At 69.8% G+C, this 24,561-nt stretch carries 22 protein-coding genes; 12 read left to right on the top strand and 10 right to left on the bottom strand.

The window, feature by feature from the left end; translation table 11 throughout:
- Nucleotides 1-196: 196 nt before the first annotated feature.
- From ACFSOX_RS02810 to ACFSOX_RS02780, 7 genes are all read right to left on the bottom strand, one after another.
- A complete protein-coding gene (locus tag ACFSOX_RS02810; protein ID WP_378476268.1) occupies nt 197-1,177 on the bottom strand; it encodes an ABC transporter substrate-binding protein in 981 nt (326 codons plus the stop codon).
- Between the two features lie 168 nt (nt 1,178-1,345).
- Nucleotides 1,346-2,440 (bottom strand): cyanuric acid amidohydrolase, encoded by a 1,095-nt coding sequence (gene atzD / locus ACFSOX_RS02805; protein WP_378476267.1) that lies wholly within the window; start codon nt 2,438-2,440, stop codon nt 1,346-1,348.
- Nucleotides 2,441-2,580: 140 nt separating this feature from the next.
- Entirely contained in the window at nt 2,581-4,455 is a 1,875-nt protein-coding gene (locus ACFSOX_RS02800; protein ID WP_378476266.1) for a hydantoinase B/oxoprolinase family protein, read from the bottom strand.
- Complete coding sequence (locus tag ACFSOX_RS02795) at nt 4,452-6,542, bottom strand: hydantoinase/oxoprolinase family protein (RefSeq protein WP_378476265.1); 2,091 nt, start codon at nt 6,540-6,542, stop codon at nt 4,452-4,454. The genes ACFSOX_RS02800 and ACFSOX_RS02795 overlap by 4 nt, the downstream gene beginning before the upstream one ends.
- A 280-nt stretch (nt 6,543-6,822) precedes the next feature.
- Nucleotides 6,823-7,716: a LysR family transcriptional regulator gene (locus ACFSOX_RS02790; RefSeq protein ID WP_378476264.1), complete on the bottom strand. Its 894-nt coding sequence runs from the start codon at nt 7,714-7,716 to the stop codon at nt 6,823-6,825.
- A gap of 27 nt (nt 7,717-7,743) precedes the next feature.
- Nucleotides 7,744-8,946 (bottom strand): amidase, encoded by a 1,203-nt coding sequence (locus ACFSOX_RS02785; RefSeq protein WP_378476263.1) that lies wholly within the window; start codon nt 8,944-8,946, stop codon nt 7,744-7,746.
- On the bottom strand, nt 8,943-10,364 hold the full coding sequence (locus ACFSOX_RS02780; protein WP_378476262.1) for an amidase: 1,422 nt from the start codon (nt 10,362-10,364) through the stop codon (nt 8,943-8,945). Before ACFSOX_RS02780 ends, ACFSOX_RS02785 begins: the two co-directional genes overlap by 4 nt.
- Before the next feature lie 356 nt (nt 10,365-10,720).
- On the opposite strand from ACFSOX_RS02780, the gene ACFSOX_RS02775 reads away from it, so the two are divergent.
- Entirely contained in the window at nt 10,721-11,665 is a 945-nt protein-coding gene (locus ACFSOX_RS02775) for an MBL fold metallo-hydrolase (RefSeq protein ID WP_378476261.1), read from the top strand.
- A 203-nt stretch (nt 11,666-11,868) separates the two neighbouring features.
- Here the strand turns inward: ACFSOX_RS02775 and ACFSOX_RS02770 are convergent, their stop codons facing one another.
- Nucleotides 11,869-13,134, bottom strand: coding sequence for an alpha/beta hydrolase family protein (locus ACFSOX_RS02770; RefSeq protein ID WP_378476260.1), 1,266 nt, complete (start codon nt 13,132-13,134; stop codon nt 11,869-11,871).
- A gap of 178 nt (nt 13,135-13,312) precedes the next feature.
- Complete coding sequence (locus ACFSOX_RS02765) at nt 13,313-13,558, bottom strand: hypothetical protein (protein WP_378476259.1); 246 nt, start codon at nt 13,556-13,558, stop codon at nt 13,313-13,315.
- Nucleotides 13,559-13,783: 225 nt separating this feature from the next.
- On the opposite strand from ACFSOX_RS02765, the gene ACFSOX_RS02760 reads away from it, so the two are divergent.
- The 4 genes from ACFSOX_RS02760 to ACFSOX_RS02745 all read left to right on the top strand — a co-directional run bounded on the left by ACFSOX_RS02760 (nt 13,784) and on the right by ACFSOX_RS02745 (nt 16,308).
- Nucleotides 13,784-14,251: an SRPBCC family protein gene (locus tag ACFSOX_RS02760; protein WP_378476258.1), complete on the top strand. Its 468-nt coding sequence runs from the start codon at nt 13,784-13,786 to the stop codon at nt 14,249-14,251.
- Nucleotides 14,252-14,287: 36 nt separating this feature from the next.
- Nucleotides 14,288-15,067: a 3-oxoadipate enol-lactonase gene (gene pcaD, locus ACFSOX_RS02755; RefSeq protein WP_378476257.1), complete on the top strand. Its 780-nt coding sequence runs from the start codon at nt 14,288-14,290 to the stop codon at nt 15,065-15,067.
- 225 nt (nt 15,068-15,292) lie between these two features.
- Nucleotides 15,293-15,775: a BLUF domain-containing protein gene (locus ACFSOX_RS02750; RefSeq protein WP_378476256.1), complete on the top strand. Its 483-nt coding sequence runs from the start codon at nt 15,293-15,295 to the stop codon at nt 15,773-15,775.
- 140 nt (nt 15,776-15,915) lie between these two features.
- Complete coding sequence (locus ACFSOX_RS02745; protein ID WP_378476255.1) at nt 15,916-16,308, top strand: hypothetical protein; 393 nt, start codon at nt 15,916-15,918, stop codon at nt 16,306-16,308.
- A gap of 15 nt (nt 16,309-16,323) precedes the next feature.
- On the opposite strand, the gene ACFSOX_RS02740 is transcribed toward ACFSOX_RS02745, so the two are convergent.
- Nucleotides 16,324-17,256 carry a helix-turn-helix domain-containing protein gene (locus ACFSOX_RS02740; RefSeq protein WP_378476254.1) on the bottom strand — a complete coding sequence of 311 codons (933 nt, stop codon included), beginning with the start codon at nt 17,254-17,256 and terminating at the stop codon, nt 16,324-16,326.
- Nucleotides 17,257-17,420: 164 nt separating this feature from the next.
- Between ACFSOX_RS02740 and ACFSOX_RS02735 the strand changes: the two genes are divergently transcribed.
- From ACFSOX_RS02735 to ACFSOX_RS02705, 7 genes are all read left to right on the top strand, one after another.
- Nucleotides 17,421-17,786 carry a hypothetical protein gene (locus ACFSOX_RS02735; RefSeq protein ID WP_378476253.1) on the top strand — a complete coding sequence of 122 codons (366 nt, stop codon included), beginning with the start codon at nt 17,421-17,423 and terminating at the stop codon, nt 17,784-17,786.
- A 368-nt stretch (nt 17,787-18,154) separates the two neighbouring features.
- Complete coding sequence (locus ACFSOX_RS02730) at nt 18,155-19,072, top strand: ABC transporter permease subunit (RefSeq protein ID WP_378476252.1); 918 nt, start codon at nt 18,155-18,157, stop codon at nt 19,070-19,072.
- A gap of 252 nt (nt 19,073-19,324) precedes the next feature.
- Nucleotides 19,325-20,695: a high-affinity branched-chain amino acid ABC transporter permease LivM gene (gene livM / locus ACFSOX_RS02725; RefSeq protein ID WP_378476251.1), complete on the top strand. Its 1,371-nt coding sequence runs from the start codon at nt 19,325-19,327 to the stop codon at nt 20,693-20,695.
- Nucleotides 20,695-21,600 carry an ABC transporter ATP-binding protein gene (locus ACFSOX_RS02720; RefSeq protein ID WP_378476250.1) on the top strand — a complete coding sequence of 302 codons (906 nt, stop codon included), beginning with the start codon at nt 20,695-20,697 and terminating at the stop codon, nt 21,598-21,600. The genes livM and ACFSOX_RS02720 overlap by 1 nt, the downstream gene beginning before the upstream one ends.
- A gap of 255 nt (nt 21,601-21,855) precedes the next feature.
- Complete coding sequence (locus ACFSOX_RS02715; protein WP_378476249.1) at nt 21,856-22,602, top strand: ABC transporter ATP-binding protein; 747 nt, start codon at nt 21,856-21,858, stop codon at nt 22,600-22,602.
- Between the two features lie 91 nt (nt 22,603-22,693).
- Entirely contained in the window at nt 22,694-23,023 is a 330-nt protein-coding gene (locus ACFSOX_RS02710) for a DUF6867 family protein (protein WP_378476248.1), read from the top strand.
- Nucleotides 23,024-23,201: 178 nt separating this feature from the next.
- Nucleotides 23,202-24,368 (top strand): branched-chain amino acid ABC transporter substrate-binding protein, encoded by a 1,167-nt coding sequence (locus ACFSOX_RS02705; RefSeq protein ID WP_378476247.1) that lies wholly within the window; start codon nt 23,202-23,204, stop codon nt 24,366-24,368.
- Nucleotides 24,369-24,561 lie beyond the last annotated feature (193 nt).

Raw genomic sequence — 24,561 nt, 5'->3', positions numbered from 1 at the left:
GAGGTGCCCGGCATCGCCGGGCCTCGAAGGATGCGGCCCTGGAATCAGCCTGGAGAGCCCGGGCCGTCGCCCACCCGATCTCGGGCTTGCCCGAGATCGGCATGTAATGTCGGCAAGTCGGCAAGCCGACTTGCATGGCTCGCCTTCGGCGAGCCCCTCGGGGTGACGGGTCGAGGCGACGGTATCGACCGCGTCATCAGAACCCCTTCACGACCTTCTTGACGTCGATCTTCTCGGGAACGACGCCGATCTGGGTGCCGAAGTCGGCGAACTGCTGGAGCCAGCCGAGCTGCTCGGGGCTCATGTCCTTGGTCATCGTGTAGCCGAGCATCGGCACCTCGTCGACGACGTTGTCCGGCGTCATCGTGTTCTTGGCGAGGTACTTCCGCGCCTCGGTCGGGTTCGCCTTGATGAAGGCGACCGCCTCGGCCCAGCCTTCCGCGAAGCGCTTGGCGACGTCGGGACGCTTGGCGATGAAGTCCGACGTGAAGGCGCAACCCGCCGCGAAGGCGTCGGCCTTCGGGTTACCGAGGATGTAGGTCGAGATCACGCCGGCCTCGATGCGCTTGGCCACGCCCAGCTTCTCCATGATGGTGGCACCGGGCTCCAGCGTGTAGCCGCCGTCGAAGGTGCCGGCCTTCATGGCGTTGACGTGCTGGCCCATGTCGAGCTGATCGATCGTGTAGTCGCCGTCCTTCAGGCCGACCTTGGCGAGCACGCCCTTCGCCGTGTTGAGGTTCGCCGGCCCCGGCGCCGACATCAGCTTGAGCCCCTTGAGATCGGCGATGGACTTCACCTTGTCGGTGAGGCCGGTGCGGACGACGAACTGCTCCATTTTGTATTCGGGCGTCTGGCTGTGCATCGCGATGTACATGGCGACGCCGGGCTTCTTGACGTTGGCGTTGAGGCCCTCGAGCGTGACGAGCACGGCCGAGACCTCGATCTGGTTGGTCATCAGTGCCGCGACATTGGCGGGTCCGCCCATCAGCGTGATGGTCTCGGGATCGATGTTACGGGCTTTGAAGTAGCCTTTCTCGAGCGCCACGAAATACGGCAACGAGGAGGAGATCGGGAACACCCCGACCTTCACCTTGTCCTGGGCGGCGGCCGGGGCGCCCGAGACGCCGAGGGCCACGAGCGCGGCGGCGAGCGCTCCGATCGTTCCGAACAGCTTCATCAGACGGCTCCCGTGAGGTCTGGCCTTTTCGCCGCGCACCGAATTCAGGTCGGCGAAGCGGGCGGGGTCAGGGGGGTTGGACGGTTGTCGGATCAGACGACCGGAGTGCGGTGCGCCGCACTCCGAATTCACAGTATTTGAAGCAAGGTGCGTGCCATCCTCGGCCCGTCACGCCCCGACGTCGACGATGGCGATCACCGGGCCGCCACCGTGCGGCCCTTGGTGCATGGCGTCGACCGACACGAAGACGCAGGGGTCGCCGATCGCCGCCGCCGCGACCCCGCCGACCGCGCCCTTGGCGTGGCGGTGGTGGTGCACGTCGGAATCGTCGAGCATGATCTGGCGGCGGCCCCGGAGCGTCGCGCGCTTGTCCGCCTCGCACTTGATGAAGACGTTGACGAGCTTGCCGTTCAGGTCGGCGGCGCGGGCGCGCTCCGGCAGGTCGAGGCCGGCGTCGCGGATCGCGTCGTAGATGCCGTCGATGTCGAGCGCGTCCTTCATCACGGCGTGGCCGATGCGGTAGCGCCCCCCCGCCCCCGGCTTGTTGCCGAGCAGCACGATCTGGGCTTTCGTCAGCTCGACGCCCGACGAACAGGACGCGACCGACGAGTAGAGATCGAGATTCTTGCAGATCTCCTCCGCCTTGGGCATCGCGATCTCGCCGAGCGCCACGGCGATCCCGAGCGCCGTCGTTCCGTTCGACACGCCCATCGAGTCGTGCACCTCGCAGGCGACCGTCTTGCCGCGATGCTCCGCGTCGCGCACCGAGTCGATGGTGAGGAGCGGCGTCTTGGTCTGGACGTAGTGGACGTCCTTCGGGTTCTCGATCCCGGCGTCGCGCATCGCCGCCTTCACGGCGGCCGCGACCTTCTCGACCATGGCCGGCCGGCCGATGTCCTCGGGCAGCAGATCCTCGGACAGCGCCGTGCCGATGGCGAGCCGCGCCTTGTCGGCCGGGCCGGTCTCGTCGTTGCGGGCGAACACGGTCGCGTGCGGCGTGATCACGCCGTCGCAGCCGCCCGACCACACCATCGGGATGCCGGCGATCTCGGCCTCGCTGCGCTTGCCCTTGGTCTTCAGCACGCGGCGGAACGCCTGGTCGGACAGCAGCCGAGTGAAGTCGTTGACGCCGCCGTTGCCCTCGGTCTTGCCGATGACGGCGATCACCTGGTCGGCGGAGAACTGCCCGGCATCGATGCAGGCGGCGAGCCCGGAGGCATCCTGCACGCTCTTGATCTCGATCTTGGCGACATCGATCGCCATGCTTCACGTCTCCTTCTCGGTCGTTGCATTCGCAGTGATTGCATTCGCAGCGATTGCATTCGCGGTCGTCGCGTTCATGGTGCTCGCGTTCGTGGTGCTCGCGTTCATGGTGGTCGTCGTCACCTGGCGGCGCGGTGCCGTCAGCTCGTTCGTGTCCACGGCTTGCACGCACCGCGCAGCATCGCTTGGAATCCCGGGCCGCGGTCGATCATCGGCAGCGGCGCGGCCCGCCGCAACCTGATTTCATCCCGCAGTGCGGCCGTGGCCTTCGTGTCGGGGACCGCAACGCCGTCGGCGCCGACGGCCAGGACGACGCCGTAATCCTCGCGCGCCGCCTCCGGCGAGACGCGCCCCTCCGTCACGTCGCGCGCCACCAGCTCCGGCTCGCGCAAGAGCGGATCGCCCCAGCCGCCGCCCCCGGTCGTCACCACGCGCACCACCTGCCCGGCTTTCACGGGCTCGCCGTCGACGAGCCCGCCGAGGCGACGCGCCTCGCCGTCGGGATCGACCGTGACGCAGAAGGGTTGCCCGGCCGCACCACCATTCACGCCGTAGCAGCCGAGCCGCACGCGATCGGCCGTCACGATGGTGCGGCAGTCGACCAGGGCGCGATAGTGCTTCTCGTAGCCGAGGCCGCCCCGCCGAAAGCCTGCTCCGCCTGAATCGGTTCGCAGCGCGAGCTTCTCGACCAGCAGCGGGAAGCGCGTCTCGGTGAACTCCGCCGGCTGGTTGCGCGAATCCGGGACGATGTGGATGGCGTCGTTTCCGTCCGCGTACCAGCGTCCGCCCGAGCCGCCACCCAGCACCTCGCGCGACAGGAACGGCTTGCCGTCCCGCCCGACTCCGAAGAAGCCCGTGTACCGGATCGTTTCCTGGTCGGCCGGGACGCGGCCGTCCACGGCCTGCGCCACCGTGCCGGCGAGCAGGCCGAGACAGCGCAGCAACACGAAGCTGCGCGCATTGGTCGGCGCCGGCCATTCGGGCGTGATCAGCGTGCCCTTCGGCGGGAAGATCACGTCGAACACCTCGCAGACGCCCTCGTTGACGTCGATCTCGGCGGCGCGCTCCGGCGTGTCGGCGAGGTTGCGCAGGATCGGCGCGATCCACTTGATCAGGAAGGCGCCGTCGGCGTAGTCGGCCGGCCAGTTGATCGGCCCCGCGGACTGCGGATCCGTGCCGGTGAAGTCGAGCGTGATCTTGTCGCCGCGCTTGATCATCTTCAGCGCGAGCTTGTGCAGCTTCGGATCCGTCAGCCCGTCGTGCTCGACGTAATCCTCCCACGCATACTCGCCGTCGGCGATCTTCGGCAGCAGCTCGTCGGCGAAGATGTCCCGGCACTTGTCCAGGATCGCCTGGAAGCACGCTTCCACCGTGTCCTTCCCGAAACGCGCGAACAGCTCGGCCATGCGGCGGGCGCCCATCAGGCAGGCCTGCATCTCGGAGTCGAGATCGGCGGCCAACATCTCGGGCACGCGGGTGTTGCGCTTGATGATCGTGAAGGCCGCCTCGTTGCGCACGCCCTGGTCGTAGAATTTGATGGGCGGCACCGCGAGGCCTTCCTCGAACACCGAGGTGGCGGTGCCCGGCATCGAGCCCGGCACGCGGCCGCCGATGTCGTCGTGATGCCCGAAGGCCTGGATGAACGCCACCACCTCGCCGTCGTGGAACACCGGCACGGTCGAGCACAGATCGGGTAGATGGCCGATCGAGCCCTCGGTCAGATAGGTGTCGTTCATCAGGAACACGTCGCCGGGCCGCATGGTCTCGACCGGGAAGTCGCGCACCACGGCGTTCGGCATCGCCGAGTAGGAGCGGCCGGTGAGCTTGCGGCAGCGCCGATCGAACAGACCGACCCGATAGTCGTGCGCCTCGCGGATCATCGGCGAGCGCGCGGTGCGCTCGATCGCATACTCGATCTCGGCCTCGATCGAGTTGAGCGTCCCCTCGACGATCTGCAGGACGATCGGATCGACGGCGACCTTGTCCGCCGTCACGTCGCGCGGCTGCATGGTCATCGTCCGTCCTCCCCGGTCTCGGCGCGAATGATCAGGATGCCGTGCGGGTCCACGGTCAGGGTCTGGCCCGGGAACACCACCGTGGTGGAGCCGAACTCCTCGACCACCAGCGGGCCGAAGATCGTCTCGCCGGGCGCCAGTGTCGCACGCGGATAGACCGGCGTGTCGACGACGGCGCCACCGAACCACACCGGCCGCCGTGCCGGCGGCACCGCGGCGCCGTCGCGCACGGCGAGCCGCGGCATCGCGGGCCGCTCGATCACGCCGAAGCCCGAGACCGTGAAATTGACCAGCTCGATCTGCTGGCGGCCGCGATAGTCGTAGCCGAAGGTCCGTCGATGCACCGCGTGAAACGCGTCGATCAGGCCGGCGACGAAATCCCCGTCGATCGCGCCGCCGGGCGCGGCGACCCGCACCTCCATCGATTGTCCGGCGTAGCGCACGTCCGCCTCGCGCACGAGCCGCACCCGGTTCGCCGCGATGCCGTCGCGTTCGAGCGTTCTTCGCGCGTCGTCCTCGAGCCCGGCGTAGATCGCCGCCACCGCGGCGACGTCGATCGCACTCTCGTGCATCACCTTGGTGACGATGTGATCGGTTCGCCAGTCGACCGCCAGCAGCCCGAAGGCCGAGAGATTGCCCGGGTTGGGCGGCACGATGCAGGCCTTCATGCCGATCAGCGCCATCACGGCCGGCGACTGCGCCGGGCCGGAGCCGCCGAAGGACAGGAGTGCGAAGTCGCGTGGATCGATGCCGCGCTGCACCGTCATCTGACGGATGGCGTTCGCCTGACTCCAGTTGGCGATCTCGACGATGCCCTCGGCGAGCTGCTCCGGGCTCATGTCGCCGGGCAGTTGCGCGGCGAGCGCCGCGAGCCCGGCGCGCGCCCGTTCGCGGTCGAGCGGGATGCCGCCGCCGATCAGCGCCGGCGGGATGCGGCCGAGCACCAGATTGGCGTCCGTGATGGTCGGCTGATCGCCGCCGTTCGGGTAGCACATCGGCCCCGGATCGGCGCCGGCCGACTTCGGCCCGACCTTCAGGTGGCCCTCGCGGGAAATCCAGGCGATCGAGCCGCCGCCCGTGCCGATCGTCTTGATGTCGATCATCGGCAGGCGCACCGGGAACGGCCCGACCGACCCGCCGTTGGTGACGCTCGGACGACCCTTCTCGATCAGGCAGAGGTCGGTCGAGGTGCCGCCGGCGTCGAGCGTGACGAGATCGGGAAAGCCGGCGATCTCGGCGATGACGGCGGAGCCGAGCGCGCCCGCGGCCGGGCCGGAGAGCGCCGTCGTGATCGGCTTCTTCATCACCTGCTCGGCACCGGCGACGCCGCCCGAGGACTGCATCACCAGGAACGGCACCGTCCGCAGCTCGGGGCCGAGCTCGTCGGCGATGCGGCGCAGGTAGCGGCCGACGTGCGGCTTCACGAAGGCGTCGACCAGGGTCGTGACGGTGCGCTCGTACTCGCGATACTCGGGCAGCACCTCGCAGGACAGCGACAGCACGGCCTCCGGATACTCCTCCGCGACGATCGCGGCGACGCGGCGCTCGTGCGCCGGATTGGCGTAGGCGTGAATCAGGCAGATGCCGATCGCCTCGATGCCCTGCTGCTTGAAGGCGCGCGCCGCGGCGCGCACGGCGTCCTCGTCGAGCGGACGCAGCTCGCGGCCGAGAAAATCGAGCCGTCCGCCGACCTCGCGCACGCGATGCAGCGGCACCAGGCGGTCGGGCTTCACCCAGAAATAGGAGTTGCCGTAGCCGTCGGGCACCGACTGGCGGGCGATCTCGAGAACATGGCGGAAGCCTTCGGTGACGATCAGGCCGAGAGAGTCGATGGCGCCCTGCAGGAGCGCGTTGGTCGCGACGGTCGTCCCGTGCGCGAGGCCGGCGACATCGGCGACGTCGCCGTCGGCGCTCTTCAGAATCTCGACGACGCCGCGCACCAGGCCGATCGCGGGGTTCTTCGGCGTCGAGGCGACCTTGGTGACCCGCATGACACCCGTCGCGGCGTCGACCGCGACGATGTCCGTGAAGGTGCCGCCGGTGTCGATGCCGATCCGCAAGCGGGGGTGCGTCGCGCCTTGCGTCATCCTGTGCCGTCTCCCGGTGAGGCGCCCCGAGCGGGCGCGAGGTCCGACAGCAAAAGTATGCGAAGCGCGGTTGTCCTTGTCCAAGCGGGATTGGCGAAGCCATTATCGGAAAATCAGATGGCTCTGACTCGTGTCCGGGCGCGACGTAGCATGTCGCGCCCATGCCATGACGCCGTCATGGCCGGGCTCGTCCCGGCCATCCGCGCCTCGAGCCGGCGCCAAGACGTGGATGCCCGCGACGAGCGCGGGCATGACGAGTCAGAGGATTGTGGCCGCCCCCTCACCTCACCAGCGCCGCGCGCACCACGGAAAAGTGACTCTCCTTGCGGCGCGACAGCGCCTGGCGGCGGCGGTAGAGGTTCATGTGGATGTTGCGCTGCGGAGCGATCGGCAGCGCCCGCAGCACGCCGAGCGCGACCTCGTTGTCGACGCAGGCGCGCGGCACGATGGCGAGCCCCCGCCCCGACTGCACGATCACCTTGATGGTCTCGATGTTGTCGGCGACGGCGAGGATGTTGGGCCGGATCCCGAGATCGGCGAACATCGCGTGGACGACGCGTCCGTAGCCGACCGAGAGCTCGCTCATCACGATCGGCTCCAGCACCAGGCGGCCGAGATCGACCGCGCGGGTGCCGCGGGCGAGCGGGTGCGCAGGGTGCGTGATCAGCGTCAGCTCGGCCTGGGCGAGCGGCTCGAACACGATGCCGGGCGGAACGTGCTCGGGGTCGGATTCGATCGCGAGCCCGGCGTCGATCTTCTCCTCGGCGAGCAGCGCGAAGATGGTCCTGGTCGGTGCCGTGAGAATGTCGAGGCGCACGGTGCGCAGGCTGTCCGGCACGGCGTGGAACAGCTTCGGGATCACGATCTGGGCCATGCCGGAGCCCATGGCGAGCGTGAACGTCTCGGACGGTGCACGCTTGAGCCGGCGGGCGATGTCGCCGAGGCTGTCGAAATCGCCGACGACGCGCTCGGCCTCGTAGAAGAAGGTGCGCCCCGCCTCCGTCACCTCGATGCCGCGCGGCGTGCGGCGGAACAGCGAGAATCCGATGCTTTCCTCCAGCATCCGCACCTGCTCGCTGACGGCCGATTGGGACACGTTCAGCCGGTCCGCAGCGCGTGTAAAGCTGCGCTCGCGGGCGACGCTCAGGGCGTAGCGGATCTGACGGAGCTCCATTCTCGCCTCCGCCGATCCGCCACCTGATCAGACCCGTGCGCCCCGCCGCGCCGCGTCCAGGGCGGCGCCGACCAGCCGCTCGTCGGCACCCGGCGCGCCGATCAGCGAGAGGCCGACCGGCAGGCCATCGACGCTCGCGAACGGCATCGTCACCTGCGGCGTGCCGGCCATGCCGGAGACCGCGGTGAGCGCGATGATGCCGGTGCGCAGCCCCCACATGGTCGAGCGCTTCTGGCCGGCGAGCGGCGCCGGGAACGGCGTCGTCGGCAGCGCGATCAGGCTGCCGTCGGCGATGAGCGTGTGGACGCGCTCGCGCACCTGCTCCCGCGTCTCGCGCGCCGCCGACAGCTCCTCGGGGCTCGCCTTGATGCCGCGCAAGAAATTGTCGGCGACCTCGAAGGAGAAGCGCGGATTGGTGCTGTCGATCCAGTCGCCGAACGTGGTCCACGCCTCGCGGCCCTGCAGCGCCGCCTGATGCGCCGACCAGGCGGCGAGCCCGGCCGGCGACAGCGTCACGCGCTCGATCACGGTCTCGCCGCCGAACGCCTTGGTCAGCGCCGCCTCGACAGCGGCCGCGGTCGCCGGCTCGGCGACCGCGAGCGCGTCCTCGGCGAGGACGATGCGCTTCGGCCGCGCGGCCTCGATCGACGATTCCAGCAACACGGCACTGACACGCGCGAAAATCTCGGCGTCGTCGGCCATCCAGCCGACCGTGTCGAAGCTCGGCGCCTGCGGCAGCATGCCGGCGACCGGCACCCGCCCGTGCGTCGTGCGGATGCCGTAGAGGCCGCAGAACGACGACGGCACCCGCACCGAGCCGGCCGTGTCGGTGCCGATGGCGAACGGCACGGTGCCCCCCGCGACCGCGGCGGCCGAGCCGCTCGACGAGCCGCCCGGGATGCGGCCCGGCGCCCGCGCGTTGGTCGGCGTGCCGTAGAAGGCGCTCTCGCCGAAGATGCCGCGCGAGATCTCGTCCGTGATGGTCTTGCCGATCATGGTGGCGCCGGCCGCGACCAGCGCCTCGATCGCCCACGCCGTCTCCTCGGCGGGCGGATGGCTGTCGCGCCAGTCGAAGTTGCCGCCGCCGGTGCGGTGGCCCTTCACGTGGAACAGATCTTTCGCGCCGAAGGTGAGCCCGCTCAGCGGGCCGCCGGGCCTGCCGTCGAGACGCACGTCGACGTCGTGACAGAACGCATTGTGAGGATCGGCGAACGAGAAAGCGTCGGTCATGCGGCAAATCCGGGCGCGATGGTTTTGGTCGGGACGAGCTCCTGCATCACGCGGGCGACACCCAGCACGGTCGCCTCGTGAAGCCGGGGCGCCGCGACCTGCAGTCCGACCGGCAGGCCGGCGGCGTCGAGGCCGGCCGGCACCGAGGCGGTCGGCACGCCGACCAGCGTGAGCACATAGGTGGGCGCGATCCAGTCGATGTAGCTCTTCATCGGCTGGCCGGCGATGTGGGTCGGATGATTCTGCTCGACCGGGAACGGCGGCACGGGAACGCAAGGCGTGAGGAGGACGTCGAAGCGGGAGAAGAAGGCGCAGGTGCGCTCCCACAGCCGCGCCCGCGCGGCTTCCGCCTCCACCACCTGGGCGAGACTCAAGGACCGACCATAGGCGATGTTGCCGGCGAGGTTCTTGCCCATCCGGTCGATCTGATCCATGCGCGCGCGATGGGTGAGCAGCACGGCGGCGCCGCGCAGCACCGGGAACGCCTCGCGGCCGTCGGTCAGATCCAGCACCGTCTCCTCGACGATCGCGCCGGCCTCCTGAAGCACGCGCGCGGCGCGGCGGCACAGCGCCGCGATGCCGCTGTCGATGCCGACGCCCGAGACGTCGTCGACATAGCCGACCCTGAGGCCCTTCACCGAGAAGGCCCGCACCTTGTCCAGGAGCCCGTCCATGGTCACGGGCAACGAGATGGGAGAGTCCGAGCACGGGCCGGCGATCGCCTCCATGGCGAGCGCGACGTCCTGCGCGGTGCGCGCCATCGGGCCGGAGACGCGCAGCGCGTCCCACGGCAGCGCGGAGGGCCGCAGCGGCGTGAGGCCCGGCGTCGGGCGCAGGCCGACGACACCGCAGAACGACGCCGGCACGCGCAGCGAGCCGCCGAAATCGGTGCCCTCGGCGAGCGGAAACAGGCCGGCCGCCAGCGCCGCGGCGCCGCCGCCGGTCGAGCCGCCGGCGGAGAGGCGCGTATCCCAGGGATTGCGGGTGACGCCGAACACCTCGTTGAACGTGTTGGCGCCGGCCGCGAATTCCGGCGTGTTGGTCTTGGCGACCACGATGGCGCCGGCCGCCTTCAGGCGGCGCACCACCTCGGCGTCGGCCGCCGGAATGTTGGTCTCGTAGAGCTTGGACCCGAAGGTCGTGCGGATGCCGGCCGTCTGGGTCACGTCCTTGATGCCGACCGGCACGCCGTGCAGCGGCCCGAGCGGCGCCCCCTGCATCACGGCGACCTCGGCGGCGAGCGCCGCCTGGCGGGCCTGCTCGCGCGCGATGGTGCAGACGGCGTTGATCGGGCCGTCGCGCCGCTCGATGCGGTCGATCACGGCCTCGACCACCTCACGCGGCGACACGGCCTTGGCGCGGATCGCCGTGGCGAGCGAGACGGCGTCGAGCCGGGCGAGGTCATCGGCCGAGGACACGAGGGCGGAGGATCCGGTGGCGGAGGACACGGACGAGACGGAACTGGTCATGAACAGCCTTGGGACAGGGCCTGGCGAGACGGCCCAGAGAACTTGCGGCCCAGAGGACTTGGGGACCGGGCGGCCCCACGGCCCTGCTTAGCAGCGCCGCCGTCCGCATGCAAAATTCGTGCAGCTTCTCCGGCTCACGGCCGCGGTCGGCAACCGCGGCACCGACCAGCCGACCGATCACCGGCGATGTAAACCGGTTTGGACAAATCGCCCCGGGCGGTCTTACACTCGGCGCGCCGCCGACCATCCGGGGCCGCGCGCGCTGGACGGCTCGGGGGCGATGATCCCCGGATGCGAAATCCCCCATGCAGACTTCTACGCTCGACTCCCAGCTCCAGCCGGTCGGCGCCGGCGCCTATGTGTGGCGCGGTGCCGACGGCGAATCCAATGCCGGCGCGGTCGACACCGGCGACTCGCTCCTCGTCGTCGACACCCAGCAGAACGAGAACCTGGCCCACGCCTTCCGCACCACGCTCGCCGATCAGATCGGCAAGCCGATCCGCGCCGTCGTCAACACGCACTATCATCTCGATCACGTGGCCGGGAACGGCGTGTTCGCCGGCAGCGTGCCGATCATCGCGCACGAGCGCACGGCGGAGGCCTTCGCGACGCTGCTCGGCGGCAATGGCGGCCAAGGCTGGACCGTCACCGATCTGCCGACCAAGTCGGCGCTCTGCTACGGCGAGAGCTTTTCCGAGCTGGTCGCCGACGATGCACCGGCGCGCGCCGAGGCGAACCGGCGACTGTCCGAGCCCGGCTACGAGCGCATCACCATCGTGCCGCCGACCCACACCTTCTCGGACCGCTTCGCCTTCCATCTGCCCGACGAGGTGGTGCGGCTGTGCTACTTCGGGCCCGCCCATTGCGACGGCGACGTCGTCGTGCATCTGGAGAACGCCCGCGTCGTCTTCATGGGCGACCTGTTCTTCCGCGACCGCTTTCCCTGGCTCGGCGACTGCGACCTCGACGGCTGGATCCGGGTGCTCGACTGCGTGCTGTCGTTCGAGATCGACACCGTGATTCCGGGTCACGGCCCGCCCGGCACGCTGCGGGACGTCGCGACCTTTCGTGATCTGCTCACCGCGCTGCGCGACGCGGTGGCGGCCGCGATCCGCACCGGCGCGTCCGAGGAGGACGCGGTGCGCAAGGTCCGCCTGCCCCGTTACGAGGCCCTGCCGCGCTACGCCGAATGGATCGGCGCCGACGTCCGCAGCGCCTACCGCTATCTCAAGGGCAAGCGGTTCGGGTGATCTTACCCTCTCCCTGAGGGAGAGGGTCGGGGCGCGCATCAGCGCGCACCGGGGTGAGGGTTTACGGCGCCAGTTGGCTGGCTTCGGCACCCCCTCACCCGGATCTCGCGCTGTCGCGCGAGATACGACCTCTCCCCGGCGGGGAGAGGTGAAGTCCCGCGTCGCGACCGCGGCGAACAGCGGCTCCGCTCGCGTCGCCGTTCTCACATCGCCGTCTTCTCCACCAATCCCGTCGATCGCACGAACCAGCGCTCGCTCGCCATCGGCTTGCCGTTCAGGCGGTCGAGCAGCCAGTCGGCGATCATGGTGGTGGGGAACGGCCCGAGATTAGTCGCCGGCACGTTGCCGACCGAGTGGCGCGAGTCCTGATAGACGACGAACCGCTTCGGCCCCTTCACCGCCGCGAGCAGGCGCTCGGAGTTTTCGAGCGGCGAGAGCTCCTCGCATTCGCCGGCGACGCACAGATACGGCACCGTGATCTTCTCCGCGTGCCCCTCCCAGGTGATGCTCGGGCGGAACGCGTCGAATTCGTCCTCGTCGGCGATGCCCGACATGTACATGAAGCGCTTCTTGAAGGTCGGGCAGGCCTGCTGAAAGATCGTCTCGCCGCCGGGCTCGTGGCACACCGACATCACGGCGCAGGCTTTCACGCGCGGCTCGTTCGCCGTCAGGATGGTGCCGAAGAACGAGCCGAACGAGATCGCCGACACGGCGATCCGATCGGGATCGACCTCGGGCCTCGCGACCAGCCAGTCGACGATCGGGCGGCCCACGGCGGCCCAGCGGTCGGTCGAGAAGTAGATGCCGAGGATCGGCGCCTCGTACTGGCCGGGGCCGTCGATCGCCAGCACGGCGACGCCGCGGGCCAGGAAGCGGTCGTTGGCGAGCGCCACCTGGGCCTCCTTGAAGCTGTCCATCCCAGGCACCGCGATCACCACCGGCAGGCGGCCACCCGTGTAGCCCGGCGGCAGATGGAACCAGGCTGGCAGCGCCCTGCCCTCGAACGGGATCCACACCGCCTCGACATGGTGGTCGGCGAGCGCCGCGTATTTGGTGAAGCACGCGCGCTTGCGGGCGTTGCAGGCGAGATTGGGCGCGTCGTTGCGGTCGTAGGGCCACTGCGCCGCGGCCCAGTGCACGGCCGCCATGTAGTAGTTGTCGCGCGCCGTCACGCGATGGCCTTCGGCCTCGGCGGCCTGCGCCTTCGCCTCGCGGCGGCGCGCCACCGCCTCGAATGCGGGGCCGATGTCGGCCATCTTCTTCACCTTCTCGCGGATGCCGGCAAAATCCGCGTTCGCCTCGGTGCCGCAGGGGCCGTTGAGATAGACCGAGCGCGGCTGGTCCCAGTCGATCCCGTTCGCCCGGACGATGTTGTCGATCACCCAACGCTGCTCGGAGAAGCGCCGCACATGCGGCTCGTCCCGCAGGTCGGGAACGGCACCGGCATGCAGATCGGTCGGCTGATTCATGGTCGGATCCTTGGACGGGTTTTTTTGCGCGGGCGGGCCGCGGGGCGGGAGCGACGAAGACGAGACGAAGAAGAAGAGACGAAGAAGACCGGTGCGCGGAGGCTTTCGAGGAGCGCTCGTGAGGACGTGTGGGTGGACGACCGGCGCGCCCGCGGGCGCGCCGCGGCGCCGGGGGCGATCAGGATTTCTTGCGCGACGACTTGCCGCCCTTGCCCATGCACGCGTCGATGTCGTTGGCGCGGGCATTGGCGCCGAGGCCCGGCTTCTTGGCGTAGGATTGGGCACAGCAGCGCCGGTACGAGGCAGGCCCGTACTGGCACACGATGCCGCCCTGGGCGACGGCCGGGCGGGTGTCGACGAGGGTGAAGGCGAAGGCGACGAGCAGCGCGGCCGCAAGGCCGGCCGACCAGGAGACGACCACCATCAGGTTCCTCCGTTGCAGCGTTTCCGACCCGTTGTCGTTGTTGGCGAGGCCGCGCCGGTGCGACCACCGGCGGCGGCGCGGCGGCGCGGCCCCTCGCGACCGTCATCGTAGAGCATGTCGGAGGCGTCCGGACAGCCCCCTTTCCTCTACCGGAACCGGCCCTATGATGGCGCCCGCGCGCCGGGTCCGCCCGGCGCGGCCCCCGTGAGGCATGGAGTGTGGCCGATGGCGATGACGATGACCGGCGAGGTGGAGCTGCCCGCCGCGCGCGAGACCGTGTGGGACAAGCTCAACGACCCCGAGGTGCTGCGCGTCTGCATCCCCGGCTGCGAGATGCTCGACCGCCTGTCCGAGACCGAGTTCCAGGCGATCGCCGTCACCAAGATCGGTCCCGTGAAGGCGCGCTGGAAAGGCAAGGTTAAGCTCACCGATCTCGACCCGCCGAACGGCTACCGCATCTCCGGCGAGGGCGAAGGCGGGGTCGCCGGCTTCGCCAAGGGCGGCGCCGTGGTGGCGCTGGCCGACAAGGACGGCGGCACGGTCCTGTCCTACAACGTCGAGGCGCAGATCGGCGGCAAGCTCGCCCAGCTCGGCCAGCGGCTGGTCGCCGGCGCCTCGAAGAAGATGGCCGACGAGTTCTTCACCAAGTTCGCGGCCGCCGTCTCGCCGCCGCCGCCCGAGGCGGGCGCCTAGGCGGACGGACGGCGCGGCACGCACGGGGGATCGCAGATGCCGGAGATCATGTCGGAGGGCTGCGCCCTCCATGTCGAGGTCGAGGGGCCCGCCGACGCCCCCGTCGTGATGTTCTCCAACTCGCTCGGCACCGACCTGACGATGTGGGATCCGCAAGTGGCGCCGTTCACGCGCCACTTCCGCGTGGTGCGCTACGATCGCCGCGGCCATGGCCGCTCCGGCGTCACGCCCGGTCCCTACTCCATCGCGATGCTGGGCCGCGACGCGCTCGCCATCATGGACGGGCTCGGGCTCGACAAGGTCCACTGGGTCGGGCTGTCGATGGGCGGCATGGTCGGCCAGTGGCTCGGCGCCAACGCGCCGCAGCGCCTGCACAAGCTGGTGCTCGCCAACACCACGAGCTTCATGCCCGACAAGCAGCCGTGGCACGACCGCATCGCGACGGTGCGGGCCGGCGGCCTTCAGGCGATCGTCGACAAGGTGATGGGCCTCTGGTTCACCGAGGATTTCCGCGACGCCGATCCGGCCGCCGTGGCGAAGGTGCGCGCCGTGTTCCTGAAGACGCCGGTCGACGGCTACGTCGCCAATTGCGAGGCGGTGCGCGACCTCGACCAGCGCGACCTGCTCGACAGGATCGCGGTGCCGACCTTCGTGGTCGCCGGGCGGTTCGACCAATCGACCCCGATCGAGGCGAACGACGTCATCCGCCGCAAGGTGCCGGGCGCGCAGCTCACGATCCTGGATTCGGCGCACATCTCCAACATCGAGCAGGCGGCCGCCTTCAACACCGAGGTGCTGGGGTTCCTCACGTCGTGAGCCGTTGCGCTCGGGGCACAGCGCTACGCCTTTTGGAGCGGCGTGCCCACCGGGTCGGGTGACTTCTTCAAACTTGTCATACCAACACGCGAGAAGGCGTGCGGTGCAGCGTATTTTGTCGACAGATCGTGGTGCACCGCCGCGGGACTTCGACTCCGGCTTGTGGTAGCGCTCGGGCGTCGAGGACGGGCCGCCGGGTTTCCGTCGCATCGGAGGAGACCCCCCATGAGCCTGCTTCGTGTCGTCTATTACAGCCGTCAGCGCGTCGGTCGCAGCCGCGAGACCATCACGTACCAGCTCGCCGACATCCTGCAGGCGTCGATCGCCAACAACCGGCAGCACGGCATCACGGGCGCCATGATCCTCGATCATCGCTGGGTCGTTCAGGTGCTCGAAGGCCGCACCAGCGCCGTCACCACGGCCTATCAGCGCATCGCCTGCGACGCCCGCCATTCCGACGTCGTTCTGGCCGACCAGACCGAGATCGACGAGCGCCGCTTCCCGTACTGGTGGATGGCCGGGGCGGCGATCGAGCCCGACATGGACGATCTGGTCCGCCGCTGGTGCGGCGACGGCGGCTTCGATCCGACCCGCATGGCCCCGCGCCGGCTCGTCGACCTCACCGAGGCGGTGGTGACGGCCTATATGGAGCGCACGCCGAGCCCGGTGATGCGCCGCGCCGGAGCGCCCGCACAGCCGCACGCGTAGTCCGGTTTCCACGCGGGTCGACGCACGCTGCTCGCGACGCAACGGCCGCGCGCACGGCGGACACGGGCTGGAAAAAATCCGACCACATCGCCGCCAAGAACGCCTATTAAGGAGCCCTCGACAAACCTCGAGGTGCCGACGTGACGACGAAGACGACGATGGCGGTCGGCGTGACCGCCGCGATGAGCCTGGTGGGCCTTCTGGCGAGCGCCCCGGCGCTTGCCCAGATCGCCGCACCGAGCCTGGACATCGGCGGCAAGACCAAGACGCTGACCTCGGAAGAGATCGAGAAGCAGAAAGCGATCGACGAGGCCTACAGCCGGACCGTCAAGCAGATGCCGGCGAGCAAGCCGGTCGCGGTCGATCCGTGGGGCAACGTTCGGGATGCGCCGTCGTCCACGACGACCCCCACGCAGAAGCCGGCCCCGAAGGCCGCCGCCGCCAAGCCGCAGGCGGCGAAGCCCCCGGCCGCGAAGCCGGCGCCCGCGCAACCGGTCGGCTCGTCCGCCGCAGCCGGCCAGCCGGCGCGCTAGACACGCTTCGGCCCTTCACCCGCCCCCCTGCTCGCGGAACGCCTGCGGGGTCATGCCGGTCTGCTTGCGGAAGAAGCGGGTGAAGTGCGACGGGTCGGCGAAGGCGAGGTCGAAGCCGATCTCGTGGATCGGCTGCGTCGTGAACACGAGCTGGCGCTTCGCCTCGGTGACGACGCGCTGGCGAATCAGGTGGCCGGCCGTGACGCCGGTCGCGCGCTTCACATGGTCGTTGAGCCGGTCGACCGTCATGGCGAGCTTGTCGGCATAGAAGGCGAGCTGCCGCTCGGTGCGGAAGTGCGCCTCGACCAGGCCGCGCAGCGCCTCCACGACGGGCGCCGCCGAGGCGAGCGACGGGGCGGACCGGGCCGCCCCGTGCGCATGCGCGCGCTCCCGCCCGGCGGCGAGGCGGGCCACCGCGATCGCGATCAGCGCCACATGGGCGCGCAGCGCCAGCCGGTAGCCCTCGCGCGCCCAGACATGCTCCTCGTTGAGGGCGCGGAACAGCGCCGCGATGCGGGCCGCCTCGGCCGCGTCGGCGATCGGCACCACCGGATCGGCGGCGAGCGCGCGCAACCGTGCGAGTGATTCGCCCGAGCGCTCGCCGAGCCCCTGCGCCACGTCCTCGGTGAAGGTGACGACGAAGCCCTCGGTGTCGCCGGGCCGGAAGCGGAAACCGTGCGCCACGGTCGCCGGCACCAGGATGGCGCAGGGCGCCGCGAAGGCGCGGGTCGTCGCCTCGTGGCTCATGATGCCGCCGCCGGAGGCGATCAGCAGGATCTGGAAAAGGTTGCGGTGCCGGTGCGCCCGGATCGTCCAGGCGTGGCGGGTCGAGCGCGACGAGATCGTCTCGACATGGACGAAGTCGAACGCCTGGTCCTCCGGCGGATCGCCGTAGAGGTGGAACAGCGGCAGCGCCGGCGCGGGGGCGGTCGCGGCGAGAGTGGTCACGGAAGTGGATCGGTCGCGGGGGTCATGGCATCAGCTTATGCCAGTCTCGCGCGGTTCGGAATGCGGCACGTGACTGCGGCACGCGAATCCGGCACCCGGGGATCGAGGAAGCCCCGCCGCGTCGCGACGGAGCCCCCCGAAGAGCGCGTCGGTCAGCGCTGGCCGTGCTGCCCGCCCGAGCCGTGCTGGCCGGATCCGCCGTGCTGGCCGGGATGGCCCTGCTGCGACTGCTGGCGCTGCTGATCGGGGCGGCGCTCGCCCTGCTGCTGCTGGTTCTGCTGCGCCTGGTCGCGGCGCTGCCCGCCCTGCTGCTGGTGGTCGGCCTGGCCGTGCTGCCCCTGCTGCTGCTGGTTCTGACCCTGCTGGTGCTGACCCTGCTGGTGCTGACCCTGCCGAGCCTGCTGCTGCTGCTGACCCTGGTTCTGGTGGGAGGTCCGGGTGTCCTGCGTCATGTGACGTCCTTCCGTTGTCCAGCCCGGCACGAAGTTGGACGGCAAATTGCGTCAGGATCAAGACGTACCAGCGTATAACAAGTTCGTGATTCAGCCGTGATCGTATCGGCGACTGTATACGCCCGCACTTTGTCTATCCCGCGGTCTATCCCGCGCGATATTTCTACGATGCATTCCTTGCCATCGACCTTTCGGCCCTCGGATTCCCCGCCGACCCTCGCCTGGCCCGGTCCGGCCGCGATCGGACCGGTGGTCCGGCCGCATCGCCGCATGACGGTGCGGCGGCGAGCAACGTCCCGTCGGGCATCCTCCTTGCAAGGCGGTCGGGCGCGGCGACGACCGGCGGCCGGGGGTGAATTCCCGCGACACGATCGAGCGTTGCCGGGCCTGAGGGCCACTGTTAAAGGTGGCAGGGTCAATCTGCGCGAGGGGGGCGGCAGCAGCGGATGGACGTCTTCGTTCAGCAACTGATCAACGGGATCACGCTCGGTTCGATCTACGGGCTGATCGCCATCGGCTACACGATGGTGTTCGGCATCATCGGCATGGTGAACTTCGCCCATGGCGACGTCTTCATGGTGTCGGCCTTCTTCGCGCTGATCGCCTTCCTGGTGCTCACCTCGTGGATCGGCATCGGCTCGATCACGCTGGCGCTGCTGATCGTGCTGATCGTCGCCATGGTGCTGACCTCGGTGCTCAACTGGGCGATCGAGCGGCTCGCCTATCGGCCCTTGCGGGGATCCTTCCGGCTCGCCCCGCTGATCTCGGCGATCGGCATGTCGATCTTCCTGTCGAACTTCGTCCAGGTGGCGCAGGGGCCGCGCAACAAGTCGATCCCGCCGCTCCTGCGCGGCGAGTTCGTGCTGATGGACGCCTCCGGGTATCAGGTCACCCTGTCCTACAAGCAGATCATGGTGTGGGTGGTGACGGCCGCGCTGCTCGCCGCGTTCTGGTGGGTGGTCACCCGCACCGCGCTCGGCCGCGCCCAGCGCGCCTGCGAGCAGGACCAGAAGATGGCGGCGCTGCTCGGCGTCGACGTCGACCGCACCATCTCGATCACCTTCGTGATCGGCGCCGCGCTCGCCGCCGTCGCCGGCACCATGTACCTGATGTACTACGGCGTCATCAATTTCGCCGACGGCTTCACGCCGGGCGTGAAGGCGTTCACGGCGGCCGTGCTGGGCGGCATCGGCTCGCTGCCGGGCGCGGTGATCGGCGGCCTCCTGATCGGCCTCGTCGAGACGATGTGGTCGGCCTACTTCTCGATCGACTACAAGGACGTCGCCGCCTTCTCGATCCTCGCCATCGTGCTGATCTTCCTGCCCCAGGGCCTGCTCGGCCGGCCCGAGGTCGAGAAGGTGTGACGATGCCTGCGGCTCCGTCGCCGACCCTGACTGCCGAATCGCGTCCCGCGCCGGCTCCGAGCAGCGCGCCAGTCTTCCTTCTCCCCGCGTGCGGGGAGAAGGTGGTTCGCCGCGCAGCGGCGAGTTGGATGAGGGGGCGTTCCCCTGGAGCGGAGACTCGCGGCGACGCCCCCTCACCCGACGTCCGTGCTGGACGCGCGAACGTCGACCTCTCCCAGCAAGCGGGGAGAGGTGAAGCGCACGAGGCGCAGCATGAGTGACGCGGGAGCCGGCACGACGGCGCGGCGCGCCGTCAAGGACGCGAGCGTGTGGGGCGCCGTGGCGCTCGCCGTGTTCGTGCCGCTGATCGGCCTGCAGGCCGTGCAGGACATCCGCGGCGAATTGGTGCTCGAAACGCGCTGGCCGCTGCTCGCCGCGCTGGTCGCCATGGTGGTCGGCGGCAGCCTCCTGAACACGCTCCTGATCGCGCCGTGGCGCGAGCGCCGCGCCCGGCGCGTGCCGGTCGGGGGCGGTGCGCCCGCCCGTCTCGCCGCCGCCGTCGCGCGCCGGTTCCCGCCCTTCGCGATCGGCTTCGTCGTCGTCTTCCCCTTCCTCGCCCTGTGGCTCACCGGCTTTCAGGGCGCCGTGAAGTGGATCGACAATTTCGGCATCCAGATCCTGATCTACGTGATGCTGGGCTTCGGGCTGAACATCGTGGTCGGGCTCGCCGGCCTCCTCGATCTCGGCTACGTCGCCTTCTACGCGGTCGGCGCCTACTCCTATGCGCTGCTGGCGAAGGAGTTCGGCTTCTCGTTCTTCACGCTGCTGCCGCTCGCCGGGATCCTCGCGGCGTTCTGGGGCATCATGCTCGGCTTCCCGGTGCTGCGGCTGCGCGGCGACTACCTCGCCATCGTGACGCTCGCCTTCGGCGAGATCATAAGGCTCGTGCTGATCAACTGGGTGCCGGTGACCAACGGCTACGCCGGCATCGGCGGCATCCCGCGCCCGACCTTCTTCGGCATCCCGTTCAACGCGTCGAGCGAGGGCTTCGCGGCCGTGTTCGGGCTGCCGTTCTCGCCGATCTATCGCGGCATGTTCCTCTACTACATCATCCTGGCGCTCGCCCTCCTCACCGCCTTCGTGACGATGCGGCTGCGCCGCCTGCCGATCGGCCGCGCCTGGGAGGCACTGCGCGAGGACGAGATCGCCTGCCGCTCGCTCGGCATCGACACGACGACGACCAAGCTCACGGCGTTCGCGATCGGCGCCATGTTCGGCGGCTTCGCCGGCTCGTTCTTCGCCGCCCGGCAGGGCTTCATCTCGCCGGAGAGCTTCACCTTCATGGAATCGGCCACCATCGTCGCCATCGTGGTGCTGGGCGGCATGGGCTCGCAGATCGGCGTCGCGATCGCGGCGGTCGCGATGATCGGCGGCACCGAGCTGTTGCGGGAGCTCGACTTTCTGAAGGAAATCTTCGGCCGCGAGTTCGACCCGACCCAGTACCGCATGCTGCTGTTCGGCTTCGGCATGGTGGTGATCATGATCTGGAAGCCGCGCGGCCTGATCTCGACGCGCTCGCCGTCGGTGTTCCTGAAGGAGCGCAAGGCGGTGTCTGGATCGCTCGTCAAGGAGGGCCACGGCTGATGTCGGCGGCCCCTGCCCTTTTGAAGGTCGAGCACCTCACCATGCGATTCGGCGGCCTCGTCGCCGTCGGCGACCTCGGCTTCACGGCGCGGCGCGGCGAGATCACGGCGCTGATCGGCCCGAACGGCGCCGGCAAGACCACGGTGTTCAACTGCATCACCGGCTTCTACAAGCCGACCGAGGGCCGCATCGCCGTCGTGCACGGCGAGCCCGCGCTGTGGGACGTGCTCGAGCCGCTGACCCGGCGCGGCGACCGCCACGTCCGGCTCGCGAACGGCGGCCTCTATCTGCTCGAGCGCATGCCCGACTATCTGGTGTCGCGCCACGCCAAGGTCGCCCGCACGTTCCAGAACATCCGCCTGTTCTCCGGCATGACCGTGCTCGAGAACCTGATGGTCGCCCAGCACGCGCCGCTGATGCGCGCCTCGGGCTTCACGGTGCTGGGCGTGCTCGGGCTCGGCGGCTACGGCCGCGCCGAGCGCGCCGCGGTCGACAAGGCGAAGCACTGGCTGGAGCTGACCGGCCTGATCGACCGCGCCGACGAGCCGGCCGGGGCCCTGCCCTACGGCGCGCAGCGGCGGCTCGAGATCGCCCGCGCCATGTGCACGGACCCGGTGCTGCTGTGCCTCGACGAGCCGGCGGCCGGCCTCAATCCGCGCGAGAGCGCCGCCCTCAACGACCTGATCCTCGCGATCCGCGACCGCCACGACACCTCGGTGCTGCTGATCGAGCACGACATGTCGGTGGTGATGGAGATCTCCGACCACGTCGTCGTGCTGGACTACGGCGTCAAGATCGCCGACGGCACGCCCGAGGAGGTCCGCAACGACCCGAAGGTGATCGCCGCCTATCTGGGCGTCGCCGACGACGAGGTCGAGGCGGTCGAGGCGGAGGTCGGGCTGTGAGAACAGCTCACGAATGTCGGTCCGAAAGGCAGAGCGCGCGCGCTCCTTCTCCCCGCGTGCGGGGAGAAGGTCGGGATGAGGGGGCGCCCCCACGACGCAGAGACTCGCGGCGATGCCCCCTCACCCGGAGCCCGCGCTTGCGCGCGGACTCCGACCTCTCCCCGCGTGCGGAGAGAGGTTTAGCGCCGCGCGCGGGGAGAGGTCGGTCGCCGTGCGCGCGCGCCGATGCTGCGCGAGAGAACAAGGATCTGTCTCATGGCTGAGCCGCTGCTCGCCGTGCGCGGCGTGAAGACCTTCTACGGGAGCATCATGGCGCTCAAGGGCGTCGATCTCGACGTGAACGAGGGCGAGATCGTCACGCTGATCGGCGCCAACGGCGCCGGCAAGTCGACCCTGATGATGACCATCTGCGGCAATCCGCGCGCCCGCGAGGGCCGCATCCTGTTCGACGGCCGCGACATCACGCAGCTGCCGACCCACGAGATCGCCCGCCTGCGCATCGCCCAGTCGCCGGAGGGGCGGCGCATCTTCGGCCGCATGACGGTGATGGAGAATCTCCAAATGGGCCTCGTCGCGGCCGGGCGCGACGCCGATCCGGCCGAGCTCGACCGTGTGCTCGCCTTCTTCCCGCGGCTTTCCGAGCGCATCGGCCAGCGCGGCGGCACGCTGTCGGGCGGCGAGCAGCAGATGCTCGCCATCGCCCGCGCCCTGATGAGCAAGCCGCGGCTCCTGCTGCTCGACGAGCCCTCGCTAGGCCTCGCGCCGCTGATCGCCCAGGCGATCTTCGACATCGTGAAGGAGCTCAACCGCTCGCGTGGCCTCACCGTGTTCCTGGTCGAGCAGAACGCCTTCCATGCGCTCAAGCTCGCCCACCGCGCCTATGTGATGGTCAACGGCACCATCACCATGACGGGCTCGGGCCGCGAGCTCCTGGAGCGGCCCGAGGTGAAGGCCGCCTATCTCGAAGGCGGCCGCCGCGAGGCGGCGACGACGGGGCATTGAGGAATGCCGAAGCCCCGTCCCCGTCGTTCCGAGGCGGCGCGCAGCGCGCGCCCCGGAGCGACCGCGTGAGCTGAAGGTCGAGGGGTCCGACATGCAAGGCCTGCTCTACGAGGAGAACTCCTTCGGCGTGTTCCTGCTGGTCACGCTGGTGCTCGGCGGTGCCGGGGCGTGGCTGTCGGGTCGCGCCATCGCGCTGACCTGGCGGCCGTGGTGGATGGCGGCGCTCGCCATGCTGCTGCTCGGCGCGGCGGTGCGCTTCGTCCATTTCGCGCTGTTCGACGGGACGCTGCTGTCGCCCTACTTCTATGCAGTCGATGCCGCGATCCTGATCGCCATCGCGCTCGCCGGTTTCCGCGCGACGCGACGGCGCCAGATGGCGCGGCAATACGGCTTTCTGGTCGCGCCGATCGCATCGGACTGACGGCGGTCCGTTGCACCGGAGCCGCGCCGGCGCGGCACAGCGCCGCGGGGCGGCGCCCGGCCCGCGGCCGAGTTGCCGGATGACTTTCGAAGGCGATTCCGTATCAAATACGGCCATCGTGCCGGCCGTGGCGCCGCGGCGCCGCAGGGCCAGCCCCTACCGTGCAGGAGGATGATCGATGATCCACGCCAGGACGCAGGTCCTCGGATTAGGCCTCGCGCTCGCCCTCGCGGGCGGCCTCGCCGCCACCGGAGGCGCGCAGGCGCAGATCCGCATGGGCGTCGGTGGGCCGATGACGGGCGGCAGCGCCGCCTTCGGGGCGCAGCTCAAGCAGGGCGTCGAGCAGGCCGTCCAGGACGTCAACGCGGCCGGCGGCATCATGGGCCAGAAGATCGAGCTCTCGGCCGGCGACGACCGCGGCGATCCCAAGGAGGGTGTCTCGGTCGCCAACAAGTTCGCCGCCGACGGGGTCAAGTTCGTGGTCGGCCACTTCAACTCCGGCGTCACCATGCCGGCGTCCGAGGTCTATCAGGACAACGGCATGCTGGCGATCACGCCGGCTGCCACCAACCCGAAGATCACCGAGCGCAAGATGTGGAACATGTTCCGCGTCTGCGGCCGCGACGACCAGCAGGGCGGCATGGCCGGCGCCATCATCGCCGACAAGTTCATGGGCAAGCGCGTCGCCGTCGTCCACGACAAGACGACCTACGGCCAGGGCCTCGCCGACGAGACCCGCAAGGCGATGAACGCGAAGGGCATCAAGGAGGTGCTCTACGAGGGCGTCAACAAGGACGACAAGGACTTCACGGCGCTGGTCTCCAAGCTCAAGGCGGCCAATCCCGACCTCGTCTACTGGGGCGGCCTGCACGACACCGGCGGCCTGATCCTGCGCCAGATGCGCGACCAGGGCGTCAAGGCGCCGCTGATGGGCGGCGACGGGCTCGCCGACGACGAGTTCGCCTCGATCGCCGGACCGGGCGCCGAGGGCACGCTGATGACCTTCTCGCCCGATCCGCGCACCAACCCGAAGAACAAGGCGATCGTCGAGGCCTTCCGCAAGCGCGGGTTCGAGCCGCAGGCCTACACGCTCTACAGCTACGCCATCGTGCAGATCATGAAGGCGGCGATCGAGGAGGCGAAGTCGACCGACCCGCAGAAGGTCGCCGCCGTGCTGGCCTCCGGCAAGCCGTTCGACACCGTGCTCGGTACGCTCTCGTTCGACAAGAAGGGCGACATCTCCAACGACGGCTATCTGGTCGACGGCAAGAAGAAGGACCGCTACGTCCTCTACGTCTGGAAAAAGGGCTCGGACGGCAAGCTCTCCTATTTCGAGGCGGAGTAGCCTCGGAAGACGACGGGGTCGCGAGGGATCCAAAGGACGCCCTCGCGGCCCGGTCCGGTCGGGCCGCTCCGGCGATCGGACGATCGTTCCCGACAGGGTCGAGCGCGTCCGAAATTCCGGGCGGGCGCGGAATCGGCCCCAGCGCGACCTTGCGGGCTCGTGGCGCCGACCGTAACACTCGCTTCCGAAAGGG

This window comes from Rhodoplanes azumiensis (assembly GCF_042682915.1).
GTDB lineage: Bacteria > Pseudomonadota > Alphaproteobacteria > Rhizobiales > Xanthobacteraceae > Rhodoplanes > Rhodoplanes azumiensis.
Note: the sequence above shows the minus strand (reverse complement) of the source record. Positions and strands in the feature narration are given on the sequence as shown.